22 protein-coding genes, 3 tRNA genes and 1 pseudogene are annotated in these 25,421 nt (G+C 55.4%); all 26 read right to left on the bottom strand.

Features of this window, described 5'->3' with window-relative positions:
• Positions 1-60: 60 nt before the first annotated feature.
• Positions 61-1,737 carry a ribonuclease J gene (locus tag CR254_RS16220; RefSeq protein ID WP_097931855.1) on the bottom strand — a complete coding sequence of 559 codons (1,677 nt, stop codon included), beginning with the start codon at positions 1,735-1,737 and terminating at the stop codon, positions 61-63.
• Positions 1,730-2,509, bottom strand: coding sequence for a type III pantothenate kinase (locus tag CR254_RS16215; protein ID WP_097931853.1), 780 nt, complete (start codon positions 2,507-2,509; stop codon positions 1,730-1,732). The genes CR254_RS16220 and CR254_RS16215 overlap by 8 nt, the downstream gene beginning before the upstream one ends.
• A 4-nt stretch (positions 2,510-2,513) precedes the next feature.
• A complete protein-coding gene (locus tag CR254_RS16210) occupies positions 2,514-3,254 on the bottom strand; it encodes a biotin--[acetyl-CoA-carboxylase] ligase (protein ID WP_097931851.1) in 741 nt (246 codons plus the stop codon).
• Complete coding sequence (nuoN, locus tag CR254_RS16205) at positions 3,255-4,697, bottom strand: NADH-quinone oxidoreductase subunit NuoN (RefSeq protein ID WP_097931849.1); 1,443 nt, start codon at positions 4,695-4,697, stop codon at positions 3,255-3,257.
• A gap of 1 nt (position 4,698) precedes the next feature.
• The gene (locus tag CR254_RS16200; RefSeq protein WP_097931847.1) at positions 4,699-6,261 is read right to left on the bottom strand and encodes an NADH-quinone oxidoreductase subunit M; all 1,563 of its coding nucleotides are present in this window, start codon (positions 6,259-6,261) and stop codon (positions 4,699-4,701) included.
• A 1-nt stretch (position 6,262) separates the two neighbouring features.
• Positions 6,263-8,326 (bottom strand): NADH-quinone oxidoreductase subunit L, encoded by a 2,064-nt coding sequence (gene nuoL / locus CR254_RS16195; protein ID WP_097931845.1) that lies wholly within the window; start codon positions 8,324-8,326, stop codon positions 6,263-6,265.
• A 2-nt stretch (positions 8,327-8,328) separates the two neighbouring features.
• Positions 8,329-8,634, bottom strand: a complete 306-nt coding sequence (nuoK, locus tag CR254_RS16190) for an NADH-quinone oxidoreductase subunit NuoK (RefSeq protein WP_097931843.1) — start codon at positions 8,632-8,634, stop codon at positions 8,329-8,331.
• A 95-nt stretch (positions 8,635-8,729) separates the two neighbouring features.
• A complete protein-coding gene (locus tag CR254_RS16185; protein WP_097931841.1) occupies positions 8,730-9,344 on the bottom strand; it encodes an NADH-quinone oxidoreductase subunit J in 615 nt (204 codons plus the stop codon).
• Positions 9,345-9,529: 185 nt separating this feature from the next.
• On the bottom strand, positions 9,530-10,021 hold the full coding sequence (nuoI, locus tag CR254_RS16180) for an NADH-quinone oxidoreductase subunit NuoI (RefSeq protein WP_097931839.1): 492 nt from the start codon (positions 10,019-10,021) through the stop codon (positions 9,530-9,532).
• Between the two features lie 3 nt (positions 10,022-10,024).
• Positions 10,025-11,059: an NADH-quinone oxidoreductase subunit NuoH gene (gene nuoH, locus CR254_RS16175; RefSeq protein ID WP_097931838.1), complete on the bottom strand. Its 1,035-nt coding sequence runs from the start codon at positions 11,057-11,059 to the stop codon at positions 10,025-10,027.
• Positions 11,060-11,161: 102 nt separating this feature from the next.
• Positions 11,162-11,539, bottom strand: a complete 378-nt coding sequence (locus CR254_RS16170; RefSeq protein WP_097931836.1) for a hypothetical protein — start codon at positions 11,537-11,539, stop codon at positions 11,162-11,164.
• 57 nt (positions 11,540-11,596) lie between these two features.
• On the bottom strand, positions 11,597-13,612 hold the full coding sequence (nuoG, locus tag CR254_RS16165; RefSeq protein WP_097931834.1) for an NADH-quinone oxidoreductase subunit NuoG: 2,016 nt from the start codon (positions 13,610-13,612) through the stop codon (positions 11,597-11,599).
• Between the two features lie 221 nt (positions 13,613-13,833).
• The gene (gene nuoF, locus CR254_RS16160) at positions 13,834-15,129 is read right to left on the bottom strand and encodes an NADH-quinone oxidoreductase subunit NuoF (protein WP_097931832.1); all 1,296 of its coding nucleotides are present in this window, start codon (positions 15,127-15,129) and stop codon (positions 13,834-13,836) included.
• A 1-nt stretch (position 15,130) separates the two neighbouring features.
• Entirely contained in the window at positions 15,131-15,355 is a 225-nt protein-coding gene (locus tag CR254_RS16155; protein WP_097931830.1) for a DUF5337 domain-containing protein, read from the bottom strand.
• 7 nt (positions 15,356-15,362) lie between these two features.
• Positions 15,363-16,657 (bottom strand): annotated as a pseudogene (gene nuoE / locus CR254_RS18395) (NADH-quinone oxidoreductase subunit NuoE).
• An 18-nt stretch (positions 16,658-16,675) separates the two neighbouring features.
• Positions 16,676-17,890: an NADH-quinone oxidoreductase subunit D gene (locus CR254_RS16140; RefSeq protein ID WP_097931824.1), complete on the bottom strand. Its 1,215-nt coding sequence runs from the start codon at positions 17,888-17,890 to the stop codon at positions 16,676-16,678.
• Positions 17,891-17,971: 81 nt separating this feature from the next.
• The gene (locus CR254_RS16135) at positions 17,972-18,586 is read right to left on the bottom strand and encodes an NADH-quinone oxidoreductase subunit C (RefSeq protein ID WP_097931822.1); all 615 of its coding nucleotides are present in this window, start codon (positions 18,584-18,586) and stop codon (positions 17,972-17,974) included.
• A 3-nt stretch (positions 18,587-18,589) separates the two neighbouring features.
• Positions 18,590-19,123, bottom strand: a complete 534-nt coding sequence (locus tag CR254_RS16130; protein ID WP_097931820.1) for a NuoB/complex I 20 kDa subunit family protein — start codon at positions 19,121-19,123, stop codon at positions 18,590-18,592.
• Positions 19,114-19,491: an NADH-quinone oxidoreductase subunit A gene (locus tag CR254_RS16125; RefSeq protein ID WP_097931818.1), complete on the bottom strand. Its 378-nt coding sequence runs from the start codon at positions 19,489-19,491 to the stop codon at positions 19,114-19,116. The genes CR254_RS16130 and CR254_RS16125 overlap by 10 nt, the downstream gene beginning before the upstream one ends.
• Positions 19,492-19,694: 203 nt before the next feature.
• Positions 19,695-19,771: transfer RNA gene (locus tag CR254_RS16120), tRNA-Asp, on the bottom strand.
• Between the two features lie 173 nt (positions 19,772-19,944).
• A tRNA-Asp gene (locus CR254_RS16115) sits at positions 19,945-20,021 on the bottom strand.
• Between the two features lie 121 nt (positions 20,022-20,142).
• Complete coding sequence (locus CR254_RS16110; protein ID WP_097931816.1) at positions 20,143-20,769, bottom strand: YrbL family protein; 627 nt, start codon at positions 20,767-20,769, stop codon at positions 20,143-20,145.
• Between the two features lie 33 nt (positions 20,770-20,802).
• Positions 20,803-20,878: transfer RNA gene (locus CR254_RS16105), tRNA-Val, on the bottom strand.
• A 124-nt stretch (positions 20,879-21,002) separates the two neighbouring features.
• The gene (locus CR254_RS16100) at positions 21,003-21,323 is read right to left on the bottom strand and encodes an HU family DNA-binding protein (RefSeq protein WP_180956041.1); all 321 of its coding nucleotides are present in this window, start codon (positions 21,321-21,323) and stop codon (positions 21,003-21,005) included.
• Between the two features lie 118 nt (positions 21,324-21,441).
• The gene (gene lon / locus CR254_RS16095; protein WP_219618034.1) at positions 21,442-23,841 is read right to left on the bottom strand and encodes an endopeptidase La; all 2,400 of its coding nucleotides are present in this window, start codon (positions 23,839-23,841) and stop codon (positions 21,442-21,444) included.
• Between the two features lie 376 nt (positions 23,842-24,217).
• Positions 24,218-25,348: a tRNA guanosine(34) transglycosylase Tgt gene (gene tgt, locus CR254_RS16090; RefSeq protein ID WP_097931904.1), complete on the bottom strand. Its 1,131-nt coding sequence runs from the start codon at positions 25,346-25,348 to the stop codon at positions 24,218-24,220.
• Positions 25,349-25,421: the final 73 nt, after the last annotated feature.

Raw genomic sequence — 25,421 nt, 5'->3', positions numbered from 1 at the left:
GAAACAAAAAGGCCCCGGTGATCGCTCACCGGGGCCTTTTTCATGCACGATGTAACCGCCTCATCCCTCGAGGCGGTTAATCATCACAATCACTTCTGGCTTCTTACCGATCATACGATTGGTGCGGTTCGACGCCGCCTGCTTGACCAGCTTTTCAACGGCCTCGTCATCAGAACGTAGACGCTTTTTCGAACGCTCCAGTTCCTGCGTGACGCCTTTTTCCAGTTCGGTTTGCAGGGATGCCTCGTTCCCGTCAACATTCGCGAACAGGCCCTTTGCCTCAACCCATGCATCGCCGACCAGATCGCTGTTTTCATCAAACACGATGTTCACAACCAGCATGCCGCGCATCGCCATCCGCAAACGGTCCCGCACGATGCCGTCCATGGCGCCATACATCACCGAGCCATCGACATAGCGGCGGCCGGTTTCGACCATTTCTACGATCTTTGGCTCATTGCCGGTCAGCTCAACCATCGCACCGTTGGGCGCAATCACCGGCGTCAGGCCCCCTGCTGCACCCAGCTTTGCGTGCTCACGCAAATGGCGATATTCGCCGTGCATGGGGATCAAGAACTGCGGCTTAACCAGTTCGTGCATGGTTTGCAGATCAGGACGGTTCGCATGGCCGGACACATGGTACAGGCCACCCTCATCACCGATCACATCGACGCCCAGCATAGCGAACTGGTTCTCGATATAGGCAACGCCGATTTCATTGCCCGGGATCACTTTGGACGAGAACAGGAATGTATCGCCATCCTTCATGCTCAGCTTACCGTAGCCGCCACGCGCCAGTTGAGCGGATGCAGCGCGACGCTCACCCTGCGAACCGGATGCGAGGACCATTACATTCTCGGCTGGCAGATTAGCAGCGTCGTTCACATCAACAATGTCAGGGAAATCGGTCAGCAACCCTACCTTGCGCGCCGTGCCAATCATGCGGTGCATTGCGCGACCGATAACGACGATTGAACGCCCAGCAGCCTTACCAGCCAAGGCCAGCGTGCGCAGGCGCGCCACGTTGGATGCAAATGTTGTCGCAACAACCATTCCGGGCTGCGAACGCAGCAGTGCGGTGATTGGCTCAACCAATTCAGATTCCGAACGACCGGCCTGCTTTGAGAACACGTTCGTGGAATCGCAAACAAGCGCCAGGACGCCATCCTTGGACACGTCAGAAATCGCTTCGGGGCTAAATGGCTCACCCACTTGCGGATTTGCATCCACCTTAAAGTCGCCGGTATGCACAACACGACCCGCAGGGGTGTCGATGACCAGCGCAGAGCTCTCAGGCACGGAGTGGCTGATCGGCAGGAAGCCTACCTTGAAGGAACCAGCCTCGACCTGCTCAGGCCATGCGCCAACGGTTTTAACCTCATCAGGGTTAACGCCAGCCTCTTCCATCTTGCCGCGCGCGATCTCTGCCGTAAATTCACGGGCATAAACCGGCGCCTTTAGCTGAGGCCACAGGCGACCGATTGCACCGACATGATCCTCATGCGCGTGCGTGATGAAAATCGCCTCCAGCGCGTGAACGCGGCTGGTGATGAACTCAGGATCGGCAGTGATCAAATCAACGCCGGGGGAACTGTCCATGTCGGGAAACGCAACTCCTGCATCGACCATGATCCAACGCCGCTTCGCCTGCGGGCCATAGCCGTACAGGTACATGTTCATCCCGATCTCGCCTGCGCCACCTAGGGCCACATAAACGAGGCTGTCATTCTTACTCATCCATAGTCTTTCTATTATGTTCACTAATCAGGACCAGACCATGCATAGTCAGCTCTGCGTCGATATGATCGAACACATCAGTGCCCTGATTAAAAAGCGTGGATAATCCACCGGTCGCGACAATCTTCATTGGGCGGTCACGCTCGCCTCTAATCTGTTTGCAGATACCTTCGATAAGGCCGACATAGCCCCAGAAGACGCCTGACTGCATACAGGCAATAGTATTTGTACCAACCACACGTTGTGGTTTGGTCACATCAATATTTGGAAGCGCAGCTGCTGCTTCATGTAATGCCTTGATGCTAAGATTAACACCCGGCGCAATCACGCCACCAATATAGGCACCGTCACTGTCCACAACGTCAAAGGTGGTCGCCGTGCCAAAATCAACGACGATCAAATCGCCGCCATACCGATCATAGCCAGCAACCGTATTTACCAACCGATCCGCACCAACCAGCGTGCCCTCGTCCACGCGCACTGCAACCGGTAATACGCAATCGGCCTTACCTACAACCAGTGGGCGGCAATTGTAATAACGATCCGATAGAACGCGCAGGTTAAATACGACCTGCGGAACAACCGATGAAATAACCACGTCATCAATCACAACGTCTAGGCCGTTGAACTCCATCAACTGTCGCAGCCAAACGTAATACTGATCTGCCGTGCGCGCGGCATAGGTCGAACAGCGCCACTCACCCAGAAAATCATCACCGTTATGAACTGCGAAAACCGTGTTGGTATTGCCAACATCAATCGTTAGAAGCATCGCCCTACCCCGCCTCGTTGAAATAGATCTCAGCTGCGGGCAATCTTTGCAGCCCCTCAGCCGTCGCAAGTAGCAGCGCGCCATCTGCATCGATGCCATCAAAGCGACCTGAAATCTCACGTTGGGCAAGCCGCGCAACGATAGGTTCACCTAAACGTGCCGCGCCACTCATCCATTCCGCTTGTTGGGGGCCAAAGCCCTCTTTCAACAATCGTTCCTCACGCTCCGAAAATGCCATAGCCAACTGGTCGAGCAGATCCTCGGGTGCAACCCGTTGCCCACTACTGGACAACAGATCTACAGGGGCAACGCTGCCTTGCTCCAGTGAAGCCTGCGAGGGTGCCGCGACCAGGTTCACACCGATACCGATCAGCAGCAAATCCTCGCGACTTTCAAGCAAGATGCCTGCCAGCTTGCGCCCACGGCACAAAACGTCATTTGGCCACTTCAATGCAAATAGCGCAGGCTGACCAGTCAAGCTGATCAACGCATCGCGCAATGCAAGAGCCGCTGTAAAGGATCGCAGAGAACGTCGCTGAACAGGCCCAGCCGGACGCATTACCATCGTAGCGGCAAAGTTTCCGACCGGCATTTGCCATGCGCGGCCACGACGGCCAACAGCGCCAGATTGAACATGCGAAAGCACCCAAGTCGGCGCATCCCCAGCATGCTGGAAGGCGGCACGCTGGGTGCTATCCGTTTCAGCGAGAATGATGCGCCCTGTACCCTCGGGCCACACATCCATTTAGTTAAACAGCGAAGCTGCGGCCTGAGTGGCCAAAGCCTCCACACCAAACATCTGCACAAACGCACCTAGAAGCAGAGCAGCGGAGGACAACGCCAACGCCACACGATGTGTGACAGGCATGCGCCCTGTAAGGGGATCAACTTCCTCACCAAAATACATCAGCTTGATAATGCGCAGATAGTAGAACGCACCGATAACACTCGCCACAACACCAAGCACGGCAAGCCAGATTAGGCCAGCATCAACGGCTGCGGAAAAGACGTAATACTTCGAGAAGAAGCCAAGCATCGGCGGAATACCGGCCAGGCTGAACATCAGGATAGCCAACGCAAATGCTCGTCCAGGTGCAACACTGGAATACTGGTTCAACGCACTGATATCAGTAATTGGCCGCCCGTCACGTTCCATATTCAGAATGAATGTGAACGTACCGACATTCATCACAACATAAACAGCCAGATAAATCAGCAGTGCAGCAACACCGGCCTGCGTACCAGCAGCCAGACCAACCAGAGCAAAGCCCATGTGTCCGATGGAAGAATATGCCATCAGACGCTTGATGTTTGTCTGACCAATAGCCGCAATCGATCCAATGAACATCGAGAGAATTGCAAGGAAAGTCAGGATTTGCTGCCAATCAGCAACCGCTCCACCAAAGCCATCCAGCATTACGCGCGCGAACATTCCTGCAGCAGCAACCTTTGGTGCTGTCGCGAAAAATGCGGTCACTGGCGTTGGAGACCCCTCATAAACATCAGGGGTCCACATGTGGAATGGCGCGGCGGAAATTTTAAACGCGAGACCGGTTGTCATGAAGACCAAGCCGATCAGCAGGCCCATCGAGACGCCTTCCTCGACGATCACAGCTGAAATTCCCGAAAACACCGTTGTTCCAGTGTACCCGTAAACAAAGCTCGCGCCATATAGCAGCAAACCGGAACTCAGAGCACCGAGCACGAAGTATTTCAGACCCGCTTCCGTCGAACGCAAGCTATCCCGACGGAAAGCTGCAACCACGTAAAGCGCAAGCGATTGAAGCTCCAACCCCATATAAAGGGACATCAGATCTCCGGCAGAAACCATCATCATCATGCCAACTGATGCTAGTGCTATCAGGACTGGAAACTCGAATTTCATCAAGTCATGACGCTTCAGGTATTCGCGGCTAAGCAAGAGCATCACAGCCGAGCCAAGCAACAGTGTAACCTTGGCAAAACGGGAGAACCCGTCATCAACAAAGGCACCGTTAAAGGCAACATGTGTGCCCTCTGGACGGACGCCGATCATCAAGGCAAGCACGGCCAAAACAACAACCGTACCGTACAGAATTAGCTCCGCCTGCCGATCCTTGCCCATAAAGACGCCGAACATCAGAGCCGCCATCGCATAACCTGCGAGCAAAAGCTCAGGCAGAACGATTGTGAGGTTTTCGCTCAACATATCAGTGTCCCGTCGTCATATGCTGCGCAGAGTCAGCCAGCACATGGCCGGCTTCTTCGAGCGCGAAATTATAGGAATCAAGCAGAGCCTCGACACTCGGCCCGATAATATCTGTTACCAAGCTCGGATACACACCGAGCAGTAACGTGAAAAACACAAATGGTATGAACAGCAGCTTTTCACGACGATCCATGTCCGAAATCGTTTGCAGATTTTCCTTAACCAGATCGCCAAAGACGACCCGACGATAGAGCCAAAGTGCATAACCCGCCGACAGGATCACACCGGTTGTCGCGCCGAATGCCACCCAAGTGTTCGCTTGGAACGCTCCGGATAGCGTGAGGAATTCCCCAACAAATCCGGACGTCCCGGGCAGCCCGACATTTGCCATAGTGAAAAGTAGGAAAATCAATGCGAATGCAGGCATACGGTTAACTAGCCCACCAAAAGCATCAATCTCACGCGTATGCATGCGATCGTAGATCACCCCTACACCAAGGAACAACGCGCCAGAAATAAATCCGTGGGAGATCATCTGGAAGATCGCACCATCAACACCCTGCTGGTTTGCTGCGAAAATACCCATCGTGACGAAGCCCATATGCGCCACCGACGAATAAGCAATCAGCTTCTTCATATCGTCCTGCATCAGCGCGACCAATGAGGTGTAAATAATCGCAATAACCGACAGCGCGAACACAAAATTCGCCATGACATCAGAGGCAACAGGGAACATCGGCAATGAGAAGCGCAGGAAGCCGTAGCCACCCATCTTCAACAGAATAGCCGCCAGAACGATAGAGCCAGCAGTTGGCGCCTGAACGTGTGCATCGGGCAACCAGGTATGCACCGGCCACATTGGCATTTTGACAGCGAAACTCGCAAAGAATGCCAGCCACAACAGAACCTGCACACCACCGACAATTTCAATGCCAGCTACGTTAATCGTAGAGTAGCTAAATTCATGCGCCAGCAATCGCACAATGTCTGATGTTCCTGCATCAGCAATCATATACATCATCGCGATCAGCATAAGCACCGATCCTAGCAGGGTGTAGAGGAAGAACTTAAAGGCCGCGTAAACGCGATCCTTTCCGCCCCAAATACCCACGATGAAGAACATCGGGATCAGGCCTGCTTCGAAGAACAGGTAGAATAGGATCATATCCAGCGCACAAAACACGCCGATCATGAGCGTTTCCAGCAGCAGGAAAGCGATCATGTATTCCTTTACACGATGCGATACGCCCCAGCTGGCGCCAATAACCAACGGCATCAGGACCGTCGTCAGCATCACGAACAGGACGCTGATACCGTCCACACCCATGCGATAGCGCAGACCTCCAAGCCACTCGCGATCCTCAACAAACTGAAAATCACTGCTCGTTGGATCGAACTGGGCGAGGATGAACAGCGACAGCAAGAAAGTGATCGACGTTGCGAACAACGCGATCAACTTTGCATTACGAACCGCCCATTCGTCGTCGCCCCGCAGAAGCAGACCCAAGGCGACCGCGCCAATCGCCGGAACGAATGTCACAAGAGAAAGCAATGGAATGTCCATATCAGGAGGCTCCGCGGATTGCGAACCATGTAATGATGGCGACAAGACCCGCTATCATCGCAAAGGCATAGTGAAAGACGTAACCGGATTGCGCACGACCGGCGATACGAGTGAGGAAAGGAATGATCCCCATAGCCAAACCGTTAATGCCGCCATCGATGACCGCACCATCTCCCTTTCTCCAAAGGAAGCGCCCAAGCCACTTTGATGAACGCACAAACAGCACGTCGTAAATCTCATCAAAGTACCACTTGTTAAGCAGGAACCGGTAAAGCCCTGGCAACGCAGCGCCCAAACGAGCCGGAGTTTGCGGGCTACGGATATAGAGCTGGTAGGCAATTCCCAGGCCAGCGAGCATAGCAATAAATGGTGCAAGCTTCACCCAACTCGGGACATAGTGATAGCTGTGCAGAACACTGTCATCAGCGTGTTCATCTCCTGCATGGCCATCAGCAACCACTTCACCGTGACCATCATCGACCGCATCACCAGCCTCTGCATGCAGTTCAACAACAGCAGGACCACCAATTGCATCGCCGAAGAATTCCTCAGCATCGTGCCCCACGAAGCTATTGTAGTAGAGCATCCCAGCGAAAACGGCACCGATAGCAAGCACGCCAAGTGGAACAGTCATTACCCAAGGGCTCTCATGCGCATGATCGTGTGTATGCTGATCGCCGCGAGGCTTTCCATAAAACGTCAGGAACATCAGGCGCCAACTGTAGAAACTGGTAAAGAGCGCAGCAACAACCAGAGCGGTGAATGCGAAGTATGCGTGGCCCGCAAAAGCACCCTCGATAATCGCATCTTTCGAAACAAAACCAGCAAAACCAATCGGTAGACCAATCAGGTCATAGCTAAACGGGATACCAACACCGGTAATCGCCAACGTACCCAGCATCATCGCCCAGAATGTTTTAGGGATCTTGTGACGCAGGCCACCATAGTTACGCATGTCCTGTTCGTGATGCATCGCATGAATAACTGAACCGGCACCAAGGAAAAGCATCGCTTTGAACGCCGCGTGCGTGAACAGATGGAACATCGCAGCCTGATAGAACCCAACTCCGGCTGCCACAAACATGTAACCAAGCTGCGAACAGGTCGAGTATGCGATCACGCGCTTAATATCGTTCTGAACCAACCCGACAGTCGCGGCGAAGAATGCGGTAATCGCACCGATCGTAGTGATGAATGCCGATGCGTAAATTGCCTCCTCAAAAATCGGAGACATTCGGCAAACCAGAAAGACACCCGCTGTAACCATTGTCGCTGCGTGGATCAGCGCGGAAACGGGCGTAGGCCCCTCCATCGCGTCAGGCAGCCAAGTATGAAGTAGCAATTGAGCCGACTTACCCATGGCACCAATGAACAGCAGGAAGCCAACAACCTCCAGCGCAGGCAGTTCCATGCCCAAGAAGTTGATTGTCGTCGCCGCGAGGTGCCCGACTTCACCAAAAATAGTCGTGAAATCCACGCTATCCGTAAGCAGGAACAACGCAAAGATACCCAGCGCAAAGCCGAAATCACCGACACGGTTTACAATGAAAGCCTTCATTGCCGCAGCACCGGCAGTTGGCTTGCGCCAGTAGAATCCGATCAACAGATAGGAGGCAACACCAACGCCCTCCCAGCCAAAGAACATTTGGACAAGGTTATCAGCCGTCACCAGCATCAACATCGCGAAAGTAAAGAAGCTGAGATAGGCAAAGAACCGCGGTTTATAGACCTCGCCCTTACGCCACTGCGGATCGTTGTCCATATAGCCGAACGAATACAGGTGCACGAGCGCGGATACCGTCGTGATAACCACCAGCATGACATTCGTCAACATATCAACGCGAATGGCCCAATCAGCGACCATCGATCCGCTATCAATCCAACGCGCAATCGTAATGATTTGCAGCCCGGAATCTGCGGTGATGAATGCGATCCAACTCAAGAAAGCTGCAAGTATCACAGAACCCGTCGTCAGGAACTGTGCACCTTTTTCAGAAATCACACGCCAGCCAAAGCCCGCGATGATCGCCGCGAGTAGCGGCGCAAACAGGATGATGTGATACATGATCAGCCCTTCATCACGTTAACGTCTTCGACCTGAATCGTGCCGCGATTGCGGAAGAAGCAGACGAGGATTGCGAGGCCAATAGCGGCCTCAGCCGCCGCGACAGTCAGGATAAACAGGGTGAACACCTGCCCAACCAAATCGCCCTGATGAACCGAGAACGCAACCATATTAATATTAACCGCAAGCAACATAAGCTCGATCGACATCAGGATGACGATGATGTTTTTACGATTGAGAAAAATCCCGAAAATCCCAGTAACGAACAGCAATGCCGCTACTGTCAGGTAGGAACCGAGCCCGATCATTCGACATCGTCCTTTTTGCTCGACAATCGCCCAAGGCCGTAACCAACGACCAAGGCCGCGATTATCAGTACGTAGAAAATAGCATTTTCCATGTTTTAGAGCCCCTGCCCTGGTTTGACGTCTTTCATCACGATTGCTTCCGCCGGATCACGGTGCATCTGGAACACAACGCTTTGACGTTTCACATCCGAGCGATGCCGCAATGTCAGAACAATCGCGCCAACCATAGCGACAAACAGGATCAGACCGGCGGATTGGAACAGGTAGATGAAGTCGGTGTAGATGATCTGACCAAGCGCTTGAGTATTCTCAATCGCCTCTGGCGCAGGTGCCATAGCAACACGCAATGGACTGCTATCATCGGCCCATAGCGTCACGCCGATGACTAGGATCAATTCCATAATCAGAACGACGCCGATCAGCAATGCCACTGGCATGTGCTGTGCTAGACCCTGTTTCAGCTCAACGAAATCAACGTCCAGCATCATCACGACGAACAGGAACAGAACCGCGACTGCGCCCACGTAAACAATGACCAAGAGCATGGCCACAAACTCCGCCCCCATCAGCACAAACAGGCCCGCGGCGGAGAAGAAGGTCAGGATCAACCACAGCACCGAATGCACCGGATTGCGTGCCAAAACAACGAATAGCCCGGAGGCCACCGCCGTACAGGCGAAGAGGTAAAAAATAACGGCTGCTACGGTCATGGCAGTCCCTTGGTCTTGGCCGGTACGGCGACGGGGCGTCGCCCTTGCGGTGTGTTGCGCCGGTTTGGCGTCTCTGTAACGTGGCGTCCGCCCCGGCTCAAGGGCGGGCTACCGTCTATCAGTTCGCTAACCAAAATCGGCTAGGTAGTCGTGCCGAACGATCCGATCATAAAACCGGATCGGTATCAGCGGTAAGGTGCATCGAGCTCAAGGTTTCGAGCAATTTCACTCTCCCAACGCTCACCGTTTTCGAGCAGCTTGTCCTTGTTATAGAAAAGCTCTTCACGGCTCTCAGCTGAGAATTCGAAATTTGGCCCCTCGACAATCGCATCAACCGGGCAGGCTTCCTGACAGAAGCCACAATAGATGCATTTGGTCATATCGATGTCGTAGCGTGTCGTACGGCGAGATCCATCTTCACGAGGCTCAGCCTCAATCGTGATCGCCTGCGCGGGGCAGATAGCCTCACACAGCTTACATGCGATGCAACGCTCCTCACCATTTGGATAGCGGCGCAGCGCGTGCTCCCCACGGAAACGAGGCGAAAGCGGCCCCTTTTCATGCGGGTAGTTGATCGTCGCCTTGGGCCGGAAGAAATACTTCATGCCCAATTTGAAGCCGCCCAAAAAGTCGGCCAGCAGGAAATACTTGGCGGCGCGTGTGTAGGTAAAAGCCATAAATCAGCCCCCCGTGGTCCAGCGCGCATATGCGCCCCAGAACCAGCCATATTGTGCGAAAACCGAAACCATAACGACCCAACCCAGCGACAGCGGCAAGAAGACCTTCCAGCCAATCCGCATCAGTTGATCGTAGCGGAACCGCGGTACGATTGCCTTGGTCATCGCGAAGATGAAGAAGAAGAACAGGATCTTCAGAACGAACCACAATACGCCATCTGGCAGACCGGGGATCGGGCTGAGCCAGCCACCGAAGAACAGGATGCTGATCAAAGCGCACATCAGAACGACGGCCATCAGCTCACCGATCATGAACAGCAGGAATGGCGTTGAGGAATACTCAACCTGATAACCCGCAACCAACTCGGCCTCAGCCTCAGGCAGATCGAATGGTGGGCGGTTCGTTTCGGCCAGCGCCGAGATGAAGAACAAGAACACCATTGGGAAGTGCGGCAACCAGTACCAAGAGAACAACCCGTATGATCCATCCTGCGCCCGCACGATTTCGCTGAGGTTCAACGAGCCTGTGGAAATCAGAACGCCAACGATGATGAAACCAATCGAAACTTCGTAGGAGATCATTTGAGCGGCGGAGCGCAGCGAACCAAGGAACGGATACTTCGAGTTAGAAGCCCAGCCGCCCATGATCACGCCGTAAACCTCAAGCGAGGAAATCGCGAAGATATACAGGATGCCGATATTCAGGTTCGCAACCACCCAACCATCGGCGAAGGGGATAACCGCCCATGAGATAACCGCCAGAACAAAGGTGATCATCGGTGCGAGGTAGAACACGGTCTTGTCCGCGCCTGCGGGAACCACCACTTCCTTGACGATGTATTTCAGAAAATCTGCAAAACTCTGCATCAATCCGAAAACGCCAACGACATTCGGTCCCTTACGCATCTGCACTGCGGCCCAGACCTTACGGTCTGCATACATCAGGAAAGCCAGCGCTACGAGCACGCTGACCGTCACCGCAAGGCATTGTGCGAGGATGATCAGGAAAACCCCGAAATTGCCGTCCCAGAAATCCATATCGCTTCCTTCGTCTCGCCGTCGCAGTTCTTACGCGCGGTGCTAAGTCAAATCCGTGCGGTCTTCCAGTGAAACCTTACCCAAATTTCGGTTGACGCCCAATCAGGACAAACAACTCGCATTCGCGCTCGGGGAAGCCTCCACAATATACGTTTCACCGACCGGCGATGCGGTCAGCGTATAGATGCAAACACCGGTGGACACGCTGTCACGCTCCAGCCCGATACCGAGCCCTGCTCCACCAGAAGTGCTGAGGCTGATCCCCCGCAGGACTGGCCGCAACGGCCCCACCTGCGTGGTCTGCTCGATCTCCCACTGATAGGAGCGGCGCCCGTCAGGCAGCTCCGATACCTGCGAGGGATAGCCAAGGTCGCGCGCAACACGCTCGATCGGCTCACCAGCGTAATTGTCAGCACGTGGCCCTGCACAGGCGACAAGCCCACACATCGCCATGACTGCCAAAATTCCGGTGCTACGCATCAAACTTCATCCTCATCATAGCGGCGGCGCGATTTTCACGCCGCCAGCCAAATCTCATTATTCCGCCGCAACAGGCAGTGCCCGCTCATGCGCCAGTTTGGCCAAATCGGCCATTACCTCAGACGCCCGTGCAATCGGGTTTGTCTGGTAGTGGTCGGACACTGTGCTGCGCAACACCGCGCTACTCGCTTGTCCAGCCTCAACCAATGTCCACTCATTCTCAGGCACCGCATCAATGCTGGACAGGTGCGGAACTGCCGCGAACAACGCGGCACGCAATTGCGCCAAGTTATCATAGGGCAATGCATGCCCCATATGTGCGGAGGCCGCCCGAATAATCGCCCAGTTGTCGCGCGCCTCACCCGGTGCGAAGCCAGCACGGTTTGCGAGTTGCGGACGCCCTTCAGTGTTTACGAACAGACCATTTTCCTCGGTCCATGCCGCACCTGGCAGGATCACATCCGCCCTATGCGCGCCACGGTCGCCATGGCTGCCCTGATAGATAACGAAGGCACCAGCAGCGATCTCAATCTCATCCGAACCAAGGTTCCAGATCACGTCAGCCTCGTTCAACGCGCCAAGAGCCGAATCGTTGGTAAAGCCGATATCCATCGCACCAACGCGGCTGGCAGCACTGTGCAGAACCAACAGCTTGGAGCCGGAAACCTCACACATCCGCATTGCTTCGGCCAAGTTTGCTGCACCATCGTCGCCAATCAACGCGCCCTGCCCGATCACAACGATCGTGGACTTTTCCTTGGTCTCATCCGAAACGCCCTTATCAGCCATTCCAGTCAATGCAGAAATCGTGTTGCCCGCATGATGGTATTCATAGGTGAGGTCAGCAGCTTCACCGACCAAGGCAACCTCTGCTCCGTGCAGCCATGCCTTGCGGATCCGAGCATTCAGCACAGGAGCTTCTGCACGTGGATTTGTACCCACCAGCAGGATCATTTCAGCGGTATCGAGATCCTCGATCCGTGCCGTACCGGCATAACCCGAACGATTGCCCGCGGGCAGTTGCGCGCCATCCGTACGACACTCAACAGCGCCGCCCAGCCCCTCGACAAGTTGCTTAAGCGCAAACATCGCCTCAACCGGAGCGAGATCGCCAGCCACTGCCGCGATTTTCTTACCAGCTGCCGCAACTGTAATCGCTGCAAATGCGTCATTCCAAGTGGCCGGAGTTAACTTGCCATTCACTCGAACATAGGGCCGGTCTAGACGCTGCCGACGCAGACCGTCCCAGATGAAGCGAGATTTATCGGAAATCCACTCCTCGTTCACGCCATCATGGTTACGCGGTAGAATTCGCATCACTTCACGACCACGCGTATCAATACGAATGTTCGAGCCAAGCGCATCCATCACGTCGATGCTCTCCGTTTTGGAAAGCTCCCACGGGCGTGCCGTAAATGCATATGGTTTCGAGGTCAGCGCGCCAACCGGACACAGATCAATCACGTTGCCCTGTAGTTCGGATGTCAGCATCTGACCCAGATAGGAGGTAATCTCACTATCCTCACCACGACCCGTTTGGCCCATCTCTGAAACGCCGGCGACCTCAGTCGTGAACCGCACGCAGCGTGTGCATGAAATACAACGGGTCATCTTGGTTCCGACCAGCGGTCCCAGATCCGGATCGATCGACGAGCGTTTTTCCTCGCGGAAGCGCGAGAAATCAACACCATAGGCCATGGCCTGATCCTGCAAATCACACTCGCCGCCCTGATCGCAAATCGGGCAATCCAGCGGGTGGTTGATGAGCAGAAACTCCATCACGCCTTCACGGGCCTTTTTGACCATTGGGCTTTTGGTCTTAACCTCGGGCGGTTCACCGTTCGGACCGCCGCGCAGATCACGAACCTGCATCGCGCAGGAAGCCGCAGGTTTGGGAGGGCCGCCGACAACCTCAACCAGACACATGCGGCAATTGCCCGCGATGGACAGGCGCTCATGATAGCAGAAGCGGGGCACTTCAACGCCCGCCTGCTCGCATGCTTGCAGGATTGTTAGACCGGGATCGACGTCGATCTCGGCGCCATCGATGATCATTTTGCGTAGGTCGGACATAGGCCTTACCCCAATATTGTTCCGACGAGCAGTAACAGCCCGGCGACTAAAATTCCCCCGATACAGACCTGCCCAAAGGCAGCGTATCGTATCTCAGTTTTGCGCCCTCAACGTGCTGCCATATCCGTGGCAAACCCGCTGTTTCGCAAATTCCAGTTCACCGCAGGGTGAACTGGATAATTCATATGCTCACTTGAGAATTTGACCCCAAGTTACGCCTCTTACTCTGCCGCCACTGCGCTGACCCGTCCGGTGCGCTTGTGCTTGATGCGGTCCTCGATCTCATTGCGATAGTGCTGGATCAGACCCTGAATAGGCCACGCAGCCGCATCACCGAGCGCACAGATCGTGTGCCCCTCGACCTGCTTGGTTACGTCCAGCAGCATGTCGATTTCCTCAACCTCTGCATCGCCCGTAACCAGCCGATCCATGACGCGCATCATCCAGCCCGTACCCTCACGACAGGGGGTACATTGACCGCAGCTCTCATGCTTGTAGAACTTCGACAGGCGCCAGATTGCCTTAATAATATCGGTGTTCTGATCCATAACGATCACCGCAGCTGTACCAAGGCCAGAGCCCTGCCCGCGCAGCCAATCGAAATCCATGATCGCTTCGTCGCAGATCGTGTGCGGTAAGCATCGCACTGAAGAGCCACCGGGGATGACCGTTTTCAGGTTCTTCCAACCACCACGAACACCACCGCAATGACGCTCAAGCAATTCCTGCAACGGGATCGACATTGCCTCCTCGACGACACATGGGTTTTCCACGTGGCCCGAAATCGCAAATAGCTTCGTTCCGGCGTTGTTTTCACGGCCAAACCCAGCGAACCAGGCACCGCCACGGCGCAGGATCGTCGGAACAACTGCAATCGACTCAACATTGTTAACCGTGGTCGGCGCACCGTAGAGACCTGTATTAGCAGGGAACGGAGGCTTCAAACGCGGCATACCCTTACGGCCCTCAAGGCTTTCGAGTAGCGCAGTTTCCTCACCACAGATATAGGCACCCGCACCATGGTGCAGATAGACATCCATATCCCAGCCGGAACCACATGCATTTTTACCCAAAAGACCGGCATCATAGGCCTCATCGATAGCGATCTGCATCGCCTCACGCTCGCGAATATACTCGCCGCGAATATAGATGTAGCAGGTATTCGCATTCATCGCGAAGGATGCGATCAGGCATCCCTCGATAAACAGATGCGGATCGTGACGCATGATCTCGCGGTCTTTACACGTGCCCGGTTCGGATTCATCTGCGTTCACAACCAGATAAGAGGGGCGACCATCGCTTTCCTTGGGCATGAAGGACCACTTCAATCCCGTAGGGAAACCTGCACCACCACGCCCGCGTAGGCCCGAGGCCTTCACTTCGTTGATGATCCAATCACGGCCCTTACCGATAATATCGGCAGTACCGTCCCATGCACCACGCGACTGCGCGCCCTTAAGCGAACGGTCGGCCATGCCGTAGATGTTGGTGAAGATGCGATCCTTATCGGTCAGCATTTCAATCCCCTTCACTCCGGCGCGCACGCCAGACATTAACCAATACGAACAACGCCCAGACCAGTGCGGCCAGCATCGCAAAATCTGCTAGGAAGGCAAACCGCACCGGAATTCCGGTTAATCCGCCCACCAATTGGAACCCCATCCACCCTAAAAATCCAACGATGATAACAATCGCCGCTTGTCGGGTTTGCCGTTTCAGGCTGGTGTTCCGCTCTTCCTTCATCCGGCGCTCAGTGCTTACCGCCCTTATCAGCCTTGGCCGCGAATGCTGTTGTTCCGCCCTCAGCCAAAATACCTGCCTGCCAAACCCATTCATCACGCGTTACACGGCCCTTGAACCCCTCAAGATTTTCATCAACCCAAGAGATTTCCGCCGCGGTCCATGCCGCGACCTGATCAAAGTGCCAAAAACCCATTGAGTTCAGCAGTGCCTCAAGCTTCGGGCCGACTCCCTTGATCAGCTTCAGGTCATCAGCCGTTCCATCACGAGGTGCATCGAGCCCAACCGGCTTTTCATCGCCGTCAGCAGCAGGAGCTGCCTCGACTTCATCCACCACAACTTCAACTGCCTCCACCGCAGCCTCAACCTCTACAGCCGCAACGACAGGTTCGTCTGCAACTGTGCTAACCTGCGCCACAGCGGCAGGTTCATCGAGGAAGTAAATCAACAGCGCAAAGACAACGATCAGGATCATCAATCCTGCGAACATCGCAATCGTGCCTGATAGTTCAAGAATGAACATCAGCACCAATGCCAAAACAAAGGACAACGCAACACTGACCAGCATTGCGAATGGCAGCTTTGAGGCCGTGAATGGATTTTGATCAGACATGAAGCGCCTCCTGTTCAGCCTTCGGTGATGCGAGAAATGCTATCACCCTTTTCCGTTGCGAGCGATACGGACATATTCGCAGCCTGACGGTTTTCAGCATGTGCCGTCAGTGATGTAAGGCCGGAGCGTGGTTCGGAAGCAAATCGGCCATTACGTGAACCGGGCAGAGGAACCTTACCTGCGTACAGCTCATCAATGATTTGCGTGAACGCTTCGCCGCTGAGGTCCTCGTAATAGTCCTTGCCGATTTGCGCCATAGGCGCGTTCGAACATGCACCGAGGCATTCAACTTCTTCCCAGCTCAGCTTTCCATCTGCGGAACGCTCATGCGCATTCGGCGCAATCTTTTCCTTACAAATACCGATAAGATCCTCGGCACCGCAGATCATGCAGGACGTTGTGCCGCAAACCTGAATATGCGCGACATCACCAACCGGATGCAGCTGGAACATGAAGTAAAAGGTCGCAACCTCCATACCCCGAATATTTGCCAAGCCCAGCATTTCACAGGTTTTTTCAATCGCAGGACGCGATAGCCATCCCTCCTGCTCCTGCGCACGCCACAGCAAAGGAATAATGGCCGAGGCCTGACGGCCCTCGGGATATTTTGCGATCTGCTTTTCAGCCCATGCTAGGTTTGCGGGGCTGAACTCAAAGCTGTCGGGCTGGTTCTTATGAAGTCTGCGGAGCATGTCGTCTTTCCTTGAGCCTTAGCGATCGACTTCGCCGAACACGATATCGAGCGAGCCGAGAATGGCCGCAACATCAGCGAGTTGGTGACCCTTACAAAGGTGATCCATCGCCTCCAGATGCGCGAAACCAGGGGCGCGAAGCTTTGCCCGATAGGGTTTGTTTGAGCCGTCCGCGACAAGATACACGCCGAACTCACCCTTGGGTGCCTCAACCGCTGCGTAAACTTCGCCGGCGGGAACGTGAAACCCTTCTGTGTATAGCTTGAAGTGATGGATCAGCGCCTCCATCGAGGTCTTCATCTCTCCACGTGGTGGAGGTGCCATCTTGCCTTTTGTCTGAACAGGTTCACCCTTAACGAGCTCCATCTTTTCAAGGCATTGGCGGATGATCTTAACGCTCTCACGCATCTCGGACATGCGGCACAGGTAGCGATCATAGCAATCGCCACACGTGCCCACAGGGATCTGGAAGTCCATTTCATCGTAGCATTCATAGGGCTGCGCACGGCGCAAATCCCACGGCATGCCTGAACCACGAACCATCACACCGGAAAAGCCCAGATCGAAGCATTCCTGTTGCGAAACTACAGCAATATCAACGTTACGCTGTTTAAAGATGCGGTTTTCAGTCAACAAACCATCGATATCGCCGAGGATCTCACCGAATTCCTCGGTCCACTGCCAGATATCATCGCACAGGGCCTGCGGCAGGTCCTGATGTACGCCACCGGGGCGAAAATAGGCGGCGTGCATACGGGCGCCACATGCGCGCTCGTAGAACACCATCAGCTTTTCGCGTTCTTCGAAGCCCCAAGTCAGCGGCGTCATCGCGCCAACGTCCATGGCTTGCGTTGTCACGTTCATCAAGTGGTTGAGAACACGGCCAATTTCGCAATAGAGCACACGGATCAGAGAGCCGCGCCGTGGTACAGTTGTACCTGTCAGCTTCTCAATCGCGAGGCACCATGCGTGCTCCTGATTCATCGGCGCAACGTAGTCCAGTCGGTCCAGATAAGGCAGGTTTTGCAGATAGGTGCGCGACTCCATCAGTTTTTCGGTGCCACGGTGTAACAGGCCGATATGCGGGTCGCACCGCTCGACGATCTCACCGTCCAGCTCCAAAACCAGACGCAAAACGCCGTGGGCCGCTGGGTGCTGAGGGCCGAAATTGATGTTGAAATTACGAATCTGCTGCTCACCTGTCAGCGCATCGTCAAATTTCGAACCGTCCATTTGTCAGCCCTCCTCAGGCCTGAAAATCACTGGCTGCGCTGCGGCTGCTCTGTGGCTGCTCTGCGGCTGGCACATTCTGCCTCAACCCTTGGGGGCGTCGGGCGCTTTCTCATCACCGGGAAGGATGTATTCGGCACCCTCCCACGGGCTCATCAAATCAAAACTGCGGTAATCCTGCGTCAGGCTGACCGGTTCATAGACAACACGCTTGGCTGTCTCGTCGTAGCGAACCTCGGTGTAGCCCGTTGTCGGGAAATCCTTGCGCAGCGGATGACCACGGAAACCGTAATCCGTCAAAATCCGACGCAAATCCGGATGGCCCGAGAACAGGATGCCGAACATATCGAACACTTCACGCTCGTACCAATCCGCGGATTGGAACACGGACGTGATCGACGGCACAATTTCCTTTTCGCGCACGCCAGCCTTTACCCGAATGCGGGTATTCTGGCGCATCGACAGCAGGTGATAAACCAGATCGAAACGCTTTTCGCGACCGAGCCAGTCAATTGCCGTGATATCCACCAAAGTCTGGAACTGGCACGATGGATCTTCGCGTAGAAACGCGAGAAACTTGGCAACGGAGGACGGAACGACCGTGATCGTCAGCTCGCCACCCTTTACCACAGAATCCAGAACAGCATCACCCTGACGGGCCGCGATAAGAGCTGAAAGTTCGTTAAGCGCCTCGGACATAACTTACCTCGTAATCGTGCCAGTACGGCGCATTTTCCGCTGAAGCTGAAGGATGCCGTAAAGCAACGCCTCTGCCGTGGGCGGGCAGCCGGGAACGTAGACATCAACCGGAACGATCCGGTCACAGCCACGCACGACTGAATAGGAATAGTGATAGTAACCGCCACCATTCGCGCAGGATCCCATGGAGATCACGTAGCGAGGCTCTGGCATCTGGTCGTACACTTTACGCAGCGCCGGGGCCATTTTGTTGGTCAACGTTCCCGCAACGATCATCAGATCCGATTGGCGCGGTGATGCGCGGGGCGCAGTGCCGAAACGCTCAAGATCGTAGCGCGGGGTTGATGTCTGCATCATCTCGACCGCGCAACATGCGAGGCCGAATGTCATCCAGTGCAGCGAACCTGTTCGCGCCCAGTTGATGATGTCGTCGGTGGAGGTCAGCAAGAACCCCTTATCCGCCAACTGATTGGACAATTGCCGTGTAGCAACCTCACGGTCGCCGCCAGCAGTGTTGACTGCGGTGCTCACTCCCATTCGAGGGCCCCTTTCTTCCATTCGTAGACGAAACCGACGGTCAGAACGCCGAGGAATACCATCATCGACCAGAACCCGATCATGTCACCGGACTGGGCCCGCTCCGCAAAGGAGGTCGCCCATGGGAACAGGAACGCAACTTCTAGATCGAAGATAATGAACAGGATCGAAACCAGGTAGAAGCGCACATCGAACTTCATCCGCGCATCATCGAAGGCGTTAAACCCGCACTCATATGCCGAGACCTTCTCCGCATCAGGATTGCGGACCGCCACAATCAAGGCTGCAAAGATCAGCACAAGCCCGAGAGCGATGGCCAAACCTAGAAAGATCAGGATTGGCAGATATTCGCGTAGCAGACCGTCCATGCCGCGACTCCTTTCGTCTCGAACCGCACTCTGTTTAGAGACGGTCTAAACCCGTGCCCCGTGGTGGTCAACGCAAAGGCGATGCGTTTCGGGCATACATTGCACGACAATCACAAGATTACCGGCCAAAGCGCTATGATTACAAGGTTGCGCAGCAGTTGAGCCACTTTCCAACGAGATATATAAAATACTTGAGAATGAAGTGGCGCGGTTGACGGGGCTCGAACCCGCGACCTCCGGCGTGACAGGCCGGCACTCTAACCAGCTGAGCTACAACCGCGCAGTCCCCTGTTGGGGATGAGGGTGGTTTAATCAGGTGGCACGGGGTCGTCAAGCGCATTCAGACAAGAAAAGTGACAGTTTTGTGGATCGCCGAAAATGCCGCTGAAAACGAGAATACAATCCGCCCGAGGGCGTTTTGCAGATCAACAAAATCATGATTTTTTGAGGTGATGGCGCGGTTGACGGGGCTCGAACCCGCGACCTCCGGCGTGACAGGCCGGCACTCTAACCAACTGAGCTACAACCGCTCACCTCAACCAGTTGAACCGTTGTTCCGCTGGTGTGTGGGGTGTGTAGAAGCGCTGCCGCAGACCGTCAAGCGAGAAACGACAGCTATTTCGAAATCAGTGCAAAAATTCGCAAGTCGTCTTATTCCAGCCCTGCATGCTTGAGGATTCTCGCAAGCTTACGCTCCAATTTGCGTTGATTCAGCCATGGTGAATAGCGGTGCACGGGAATCAACGTCTTCTCACCAAAGCCATCGATGCAAATCAGCTTATCCGGCGCAGTGGGATCCACCACCAGATTGCCCAGATGCACATCCCCCAAAACGATGTGATACCGGATGCAGTAGGAAAAGAACCGACGCAGGGCTGCTACGTGCTGTGGTGTTAGCTGCCCGCTCTTGTGCAGCATCTGTAATGTCGGGACCGTGGCGCCATTATCCGATATCCGCTCTACCAGCAGCCCTAGGCCGCGCGTAGTGGGCACCAGACCGATAGGACGGGCAAAAGGAAGCTTTAGCCGTGGGGTTGCGATCTGACGCCGCGCTGCGATCAGGTACTCGTCGATTTCGCGCCGGAATGCGAGGTAAACACCCCATGGGCGCTTACCCTTCCGCGATATCTGGGACGGGTGCCCGTCTGGGCCAACCATGTCGGCGCGGACCACCTTGATCAGTACGCTATCATCGGTTGGATGCGTATAAACCTCGCGCAGCGAACCCGCTGCAACAAAGGTGCATTCATCGATATTAATGATGTCTGACAAGGACATACCATTCCCCCATCGTTAAACACGTGAGGTGAATGGTGGGCGGTGAGGGGCTCGAACCCCCGACCCATTCGGTGTAAACGAATTGCTCTACCAACTGAGCTAACCGCCCTTGCGCTGTTCTTTAGGACACCCACATCGGCGCGTCCAGCGCGAAATTCCACTCAAATGCACATTCGTCAAAAATAATTCATTTCGGCACATTCCAATCGCTGGAATGTGCCGAAAATAAGCGATCAATCCTCGGAAGAGTCGTCCTGAAACGCCTCGGATGTCTCTTTTGCAGGAATAACCCGGAACATGGGCTTGGCGCCTTCACGGTTGGGGTACTTGATCTTCACCTTGCCGAGCGTTGGGTAGTGCAATTCGTTGCCGTCCAGCAAACCCTGACGCATGAAGCCGAGAGCCGAATCCAATGTGCGGCGCACGTCAGCTTTGCTCTGACCGGTTTGATCGGCGACATGCGCAACGATCTCACGCTTGCGCAGCATAGGTAGACCCACGTCTACGGTTGTTTCGTCGGCGGTGGCGTCGTGAACTTCGTCGCTATCCGTCATATTAGATACTTTCCTGTTGGCCCAGTTATCTGGGCGGACGTGAGTCAACATCATCCGCCCAGACTTAAAGTCAACTCCGCTAACCCATCACGGGTAAAGTTAAGAGTTCACTGCTGATTTAGTGTGCAGATAGGCCCAAATCTGCCTTTGCATTATTCGATGCGGCAACAAGTTCTGCGGCCTCATCCCACTCCACCGGCTCTGGCTGTTTGGTCAGAGCGATGCGCAGCACCTCGGTTACGTTCGAGACGGGGATGATCTCCATCCCCTCCTTTACGCTGTCAGGGATATCCACCAGATCCTTGGCGTTATCCTTGGGGATCATCACTGTTTTAATCCCGCCACGCAGGGCTGCGAGTAGCTTCTCCTTCAACCCGCCAATGGGCAGGACGTTACCGCGCAGTGTTACCTCACCCGTCATGGCCACATCGCGGCGCACGGGGATTTGGGTCAGCACGGACACTATGGATGTGACCATGCCGATACCGGCCGAGGGTCCGTCCTTGGGCGTTGCGCCCTCTGGCACGTGGACGTGGATGTCCAGCTTTTCGAACTCCGGCGGCTTGACCCCCAGATCCACAGCGCGCGAGCGGACATAGGAGGCGGCAGCGTCAATGCTCTCCTTCATCACATCGCCCAGCTTGCCGGTCGTCTTCATACGACCCTTACCCGGCAGACGCAGCGCCTCGATCTGAAGCAAATCACCGCCAACTTCGGTCCATGCGAGGCCAGTGACGACGCCGATCTGGTCGTCCTCCTCGGCCAAGCCGAACTTAAAGCGCCGCACCCCGAGGAAATCGGACAGGTTTTCGGTTGTCACCTCAACCTTGGTCGTTTCCTTTTTCACCAGTTGCGTCACAGCCTTACGGCACAGTTTTGCCAACTCACGCTCCAGATTTCGCACACCAGCCTCGCGTGTGTAATAGCGGATGATGTCGCGCAGGGCGTCAGGGCTGAGCGAGAACTCACCCTTACGCAGGCCATGGCCCTTCTGCTGTTTTGGCAGCAGGTGACGCGCCGCGATTTCCGCTTTCTCCTCCTCGGTGTAGCCCGCGACGGAGATGATCTCCATCCGGTCCAGCAGAGGGCGGGGCATGTTGTAGGAGTTCGCCGTAGTGATGAACATCACGTTGGACAAATCGTAATCGACCTCAAGGTAGTGATCGTTGAATGTTGCGTTCTGCTCAGGATCCAGCACCTCCAGCATTGCGGAGGCCGGATCGCCACGGAAGTCCTGACCCATCTTGTCGATCTCATCCAGCAGGATAAGTGGATTCGTGGTTTTCGCCTTTTTCATCGACTGGATGATCTTACCGGGCATGGAGCCGATATAGGTCCGGCGATGGCCGCGAATTTCTGATTCGTCGCGCACGCCACCCAGTGAGATGCGGATGAACTCACGCCCGGTCGCTTTGGCCACCGATTTACCCAGCGACGTTTTACCGACACCGGGGGGGCCGACGAGGCACAGAATAGGGCCGCGCAATTTCTGACTGCGCTGTTGCACGGCCAGATACTCGACGATCCGCTCCTTAACCTTCTCCAAACCGTAGTGATCTGCATCCAGAATGGCCTCAGCCTTGCCCAGATCCTTTTTCACGCGGGATTTCTTGCCCCATGGAATCGACAGCATCCAGTCGAGGTAGTTGCGCACGACTGTAGCCTCCGCCGACATGGGGGACATGTTGCGCAGCTTTTTCAACTCGGCCATGGATTTTTCGCGGGCCTCATCGGACAGCTTGGTCGAGGCAAGTTTTTCCTCGTACTCGGCGGCGGCGTCCTCGTTGGTTTCGCCGTCGCCCAGCTCCTTCTGAATAGCCTTCATCTGCTCATTCAGATAATATTCGCGCTGGGTGCGCTCCATCTGGGTTTTCACGCGGGATTTGATCTTTTTCTCGACGCGCAGGACGGAAATTTCGCCCTGCATCATGGCGAAGATTTTCTCCAGCCGTGCGCCAAGGTCCGCTGTTTCCAGCAGGTCCTGCTTTTGCTCGATCTTTGCGCCCAGATGACCGGCGACGGTATCGGCCAGCTTGTCAGCCTCAGCGATTTCGCTGACGGCCGCGACAGCCTCATCGGGGATGTTTTTGTTCAGCTTGGCATAACGCTCGAAATCAGCGGAGATGTTGCGGGTCAGCGCCTCAACCGCATCAGGGTTATCGCGGGTTTCGACGATCTCGCTCGCCTCGGCCTCGAAATACTCACCGGTATCGCGGATCGCGTCCAGTTTTTGGCGCGTCAGCCCCTCAACCAACACCTTTACAGTGCCGTCGGGCAGTTTGAGCAACTGCAAAACGCTGGCCAGAACGCCGGTGCTGTAGATCGACGCTTCTGTCGGCTCATCCTCGGCCGGATCGCGTTGTGCGGCCAGCAGGATTTTCTTGCCGTCGGCCATCACAGCCTCGAGCGCCTTTACAGAACGTTCGCGCCCTACAAATAGCGGCACGACCATATGGGGGAAAACGACAATGTCGCGCAGGGGAAGGACCGGAAGGGCCGCTTTGGGTGTATCGGTCATAATAATGTCCTTTCTCGCAAGGGGCCCGGTCCCGATCATCGGCAACGCAGGCTCCTCCGTCATGGCTGTGTAACGTGTGCCTCGTTCACGGTGCGTTCAAGGGGCGTGACGAGACTTGGGCCCATGTTGCGCTGATGGCGCGGTGGGGGCAAGGTGCGCCCGCACACAATAAACAACGAGCGCAGGGGCCATATACTTATGGGCCAGTGAGCTATTCCAACGAACCGCAGCGATGGACGCGGGCGCACGCCCCTGACCGAATATCGTGAACGGGCTTTATGCCGTGGCCTTGATCCTAGCATTCAGCGGAGGTTAGACTTCCATACTGGCCAGATGGTCCGGCCAGCAGGAATATGTGGGTGTTGCGTTGAAGTGGCTACAGCCGCTCCATATCGCCCTCGGCCCGTTTCGCGTGGAACGCCGCGACGAATTGGTCCAGCTGACCAACGGAAATCGCATCGCGCAGGCCCTGCATCAACTCCTGATAGTAATGCAGGTTGTGCCATGTCAGCAGCATAGACGCGATAATTTCCTGCGCCTTGTTCACATGGTGCAGATAGGCGCGGGAATAGTTTGAGCAGGCTGGGCAGGTGCATTCCGGGTCCAATGGCCGCGGGTCATCCGCATGGCGCGCATTGCGAATGTTGACCTGACCGAAGCGGGTCTGCGCCTGACCGGTCCGCCCCGAACGCGACGGCAGAACGCAGTCGAACATATCGATACCGCGTTGAACCGCGCCCACGATGTCGTCAGGCTTTCCAACGCCCATCAGATAGCGCGGTTTATCCTGCGGCAATTGATCGGGCGCATAGTCGAGGCAACCGAACATCGCCTCCTGCCCCTCACCCACGGCCAAGCCGCCAACTGCATAGCCATCAAACCCGATCGAGGTCAGCGCTTCAGCCGACTTACCGCGCAGGTCTTCCTCAAGCCCGCCCTGCTGAATGCCGAACAGCGCATGCCCCGGACGGTCGCCAAACGCATCGCGGCTGCGTTGCGCCCATCGCATCGACAGCTCCATGCTTTTGGTAATCGCGGCACGATCCGCCGGCAGCGCAGGACATTCGTCGAAACACATCACAATATCAGAGCCGAGCAGCTTTTGGATTTCCATGCTGCGCTCAGGCGACAGGAAATGCTCGGACCCGTCGATATGGGATTTAAAGCGGACGCCATCCTCGCTCATTTTGCGAAGGTCAGCCAATGACATCACCTGAAAACCACCGGAATCCGTCAGAATCGGGCGATCCCAGTTCATGAATTTGTGCAAACCACCTAAATTCGCGACCCGCTCTGCCCCAGGGCGCAGCATCAGGTGATAGGTATTGCCCAGCAGAATATCCGCACCCGTCGCGCGCACATTCTCGGGCATCATGGCCTTTACCGTTGCGGCGGTACCGACCGGCATAAAGGCTGGCGTGCGAATTTCGCCACGCGGGGTGTCAATCTGGCCCGTGCGGGCCTTGCCGTCTGTTGCGGCGATGGTGAAGCTGAAGCGGCTCATGATGCTCTCCGATCTGATTGGGGGGATGCCGTGCGCGCGCGGCCACGTCAACCGCCCTGCCCCTATCGCATTCCTA

Source organism: Pontivivens marinum, from assembly GCF_900231835.1.
GTDB classification, from domain to species: Bacteria; Pseudomonadota; Alphaproteobacteria; order Rhodobacterales; family Rhodobacteraceae; genus Pontivivens; species Pontivivens marinum.
The sequence above is the reverse complement of the archived record's forward strand: the minus strand, read 5'-3'. Positions and strand labels throughout refer to the sequence as shown.

Bases quoted from the DNA above. Each gene is read 5' to 3' on its own strand.
- CR254_RS16220 (WP_097931855.1), bottom strand. From the start codon at position 1,737: ATGAGTAAGAATGACAGCCTCGTTTATGTGGCCCTAGGTGGCGCAGGC.
- CR254_RS16215 (WP_097931853.1), bottom strand. From the start codon at position 2,509: ATGCTTCTAACGATTGATGTTGGCAATACCAACACGGTTTTCGCAGTT.
- CR254_RS16210 (WP_097931851.1), bottom strand. From the start codon at position 3,254: ATGGATGTGTGGCCCGAGGGTACAGGGCGCATCATTCTCGCTGAAACG.
- nuoN (WP_097931849.1), bottom strand. From the start codon at position 4,697: ATGTTGAGCGAAAACCTCACAATCGTTCTGCCTGAGCTTTTGCTCGCA.
- CR254_RS16200 (WP_097931847.1), bottom strand. From the start codon at position 6,261: ATGGACATTCCATTGCTTTCTCTTGTGACATTCGTTCCGGCGATTGGC.
- nuoL (WP_097931845.1), bottom strand. From the start codon at position 8,326: ATGTATCACATCATCCTGTTTGCGCCGCTACTCGCGGCGATCATCGCG.
- nuoK (WP_097931843.1), bottom strand. From the start codon at position 8,634: ATGATCGGGCTCGGTTCCTACCTGACAGTAGCGGCATTGCTGTTCGTT.
- CR254_RS16185 (WP_097931841.1), bottom strand. From the start codon at position 9,344: ATGACCGTAGCAGCCGTTATTTTTTACCTCTTCGCCTGTACGGCGGTG.
- nuoI (WP_097931839.1), bottom strand. From the start codon at position 10,021: ATGGCTTTTACCTACACACGCGCCGCCAAGTATTTCCTGCTGGCCGAC.
- nuoH (WP_097931838.1), bottom strand. From the start codon at position 11,059: ATGGATTTCTGGGACGGCAATTTCGGGGTTTTCCTGATCATCCTCGCA.
- CR254_RS16170 (WP_097931836.1), bottom strand. From the start codon at position 11,539: ATGCGTAGCACCGGAATTTTGGCAGTCATGGCGATGTGTGGGCTTGTC.
- nuoG (WP_097931834.1), bottom strand. From the start codon at position 13,612: ATGTCCGACCTACGCAAAATGATCATCGATGGCGCCGAGATCGACGTC.
- nuoF (WP_097931832.1), bottom strand. From the start codon at position 15,129: ATGCTGACCGATAAGGATCGCATCTTCACCAACATCTACGGCATGGCC.
- CR254_RS16155 (WP_097931830.1), bottom strand. From the start codon at position 15,355: ATGAAGGAAGAGCGGAACACCAGCCTGAAACGGCAAACCCGACAAGCG.
- CR254_RS16140 (WP_097931824.1), bottom strand. From the start codon at position 17,890: ATGGACGGTTCGAAATTTGACGATGCGCTGACAGGTGAGCAGCAGATT.
- CR254_RS16135 (WP_097931822.1), bottom strand. From the start codon at position 18,586: ATGTCCGAGGCGCTTAACGAACTTTCAGCTCTTATCGCGGCCCGTCAG.
- CR254_RS16130 (WP_097931820.1), bottom strand. From the start codon at position 19,123: ATGGGAGTGAGCACCGCAGTCAACACTGCTGGCGGCGACCGTGAGGTT.
- CR254_RS16125 (WP_097931818.1), bottom strand. From the start codon at position 19,491: ATGGACGGTCTGCTACGCGAATATCTGCCAATCCTGATCTTTCTAGGT.
- CR254_RS16110 (WP_097931816.1), bottom strand. From the start codon at position 20,769: ATGTCCTTGTCAGACATCATTAATATCGATGAATGCACCTTTGTTGCA.
- CR254_RS16100 (WP_180956041.1), bottom strand. From the start codon at position 21,323: ATGACGGATAGCGACGAAGTTCACGACGCCACCGCCGACGAAACAACC.
- lon (WP_219618034.1), bottom strand. From the start codon at position 23,841: ATGACCGATACACCCAAAGCGGCCCTTCCGGTCCTTCCCCTGCGCGAC.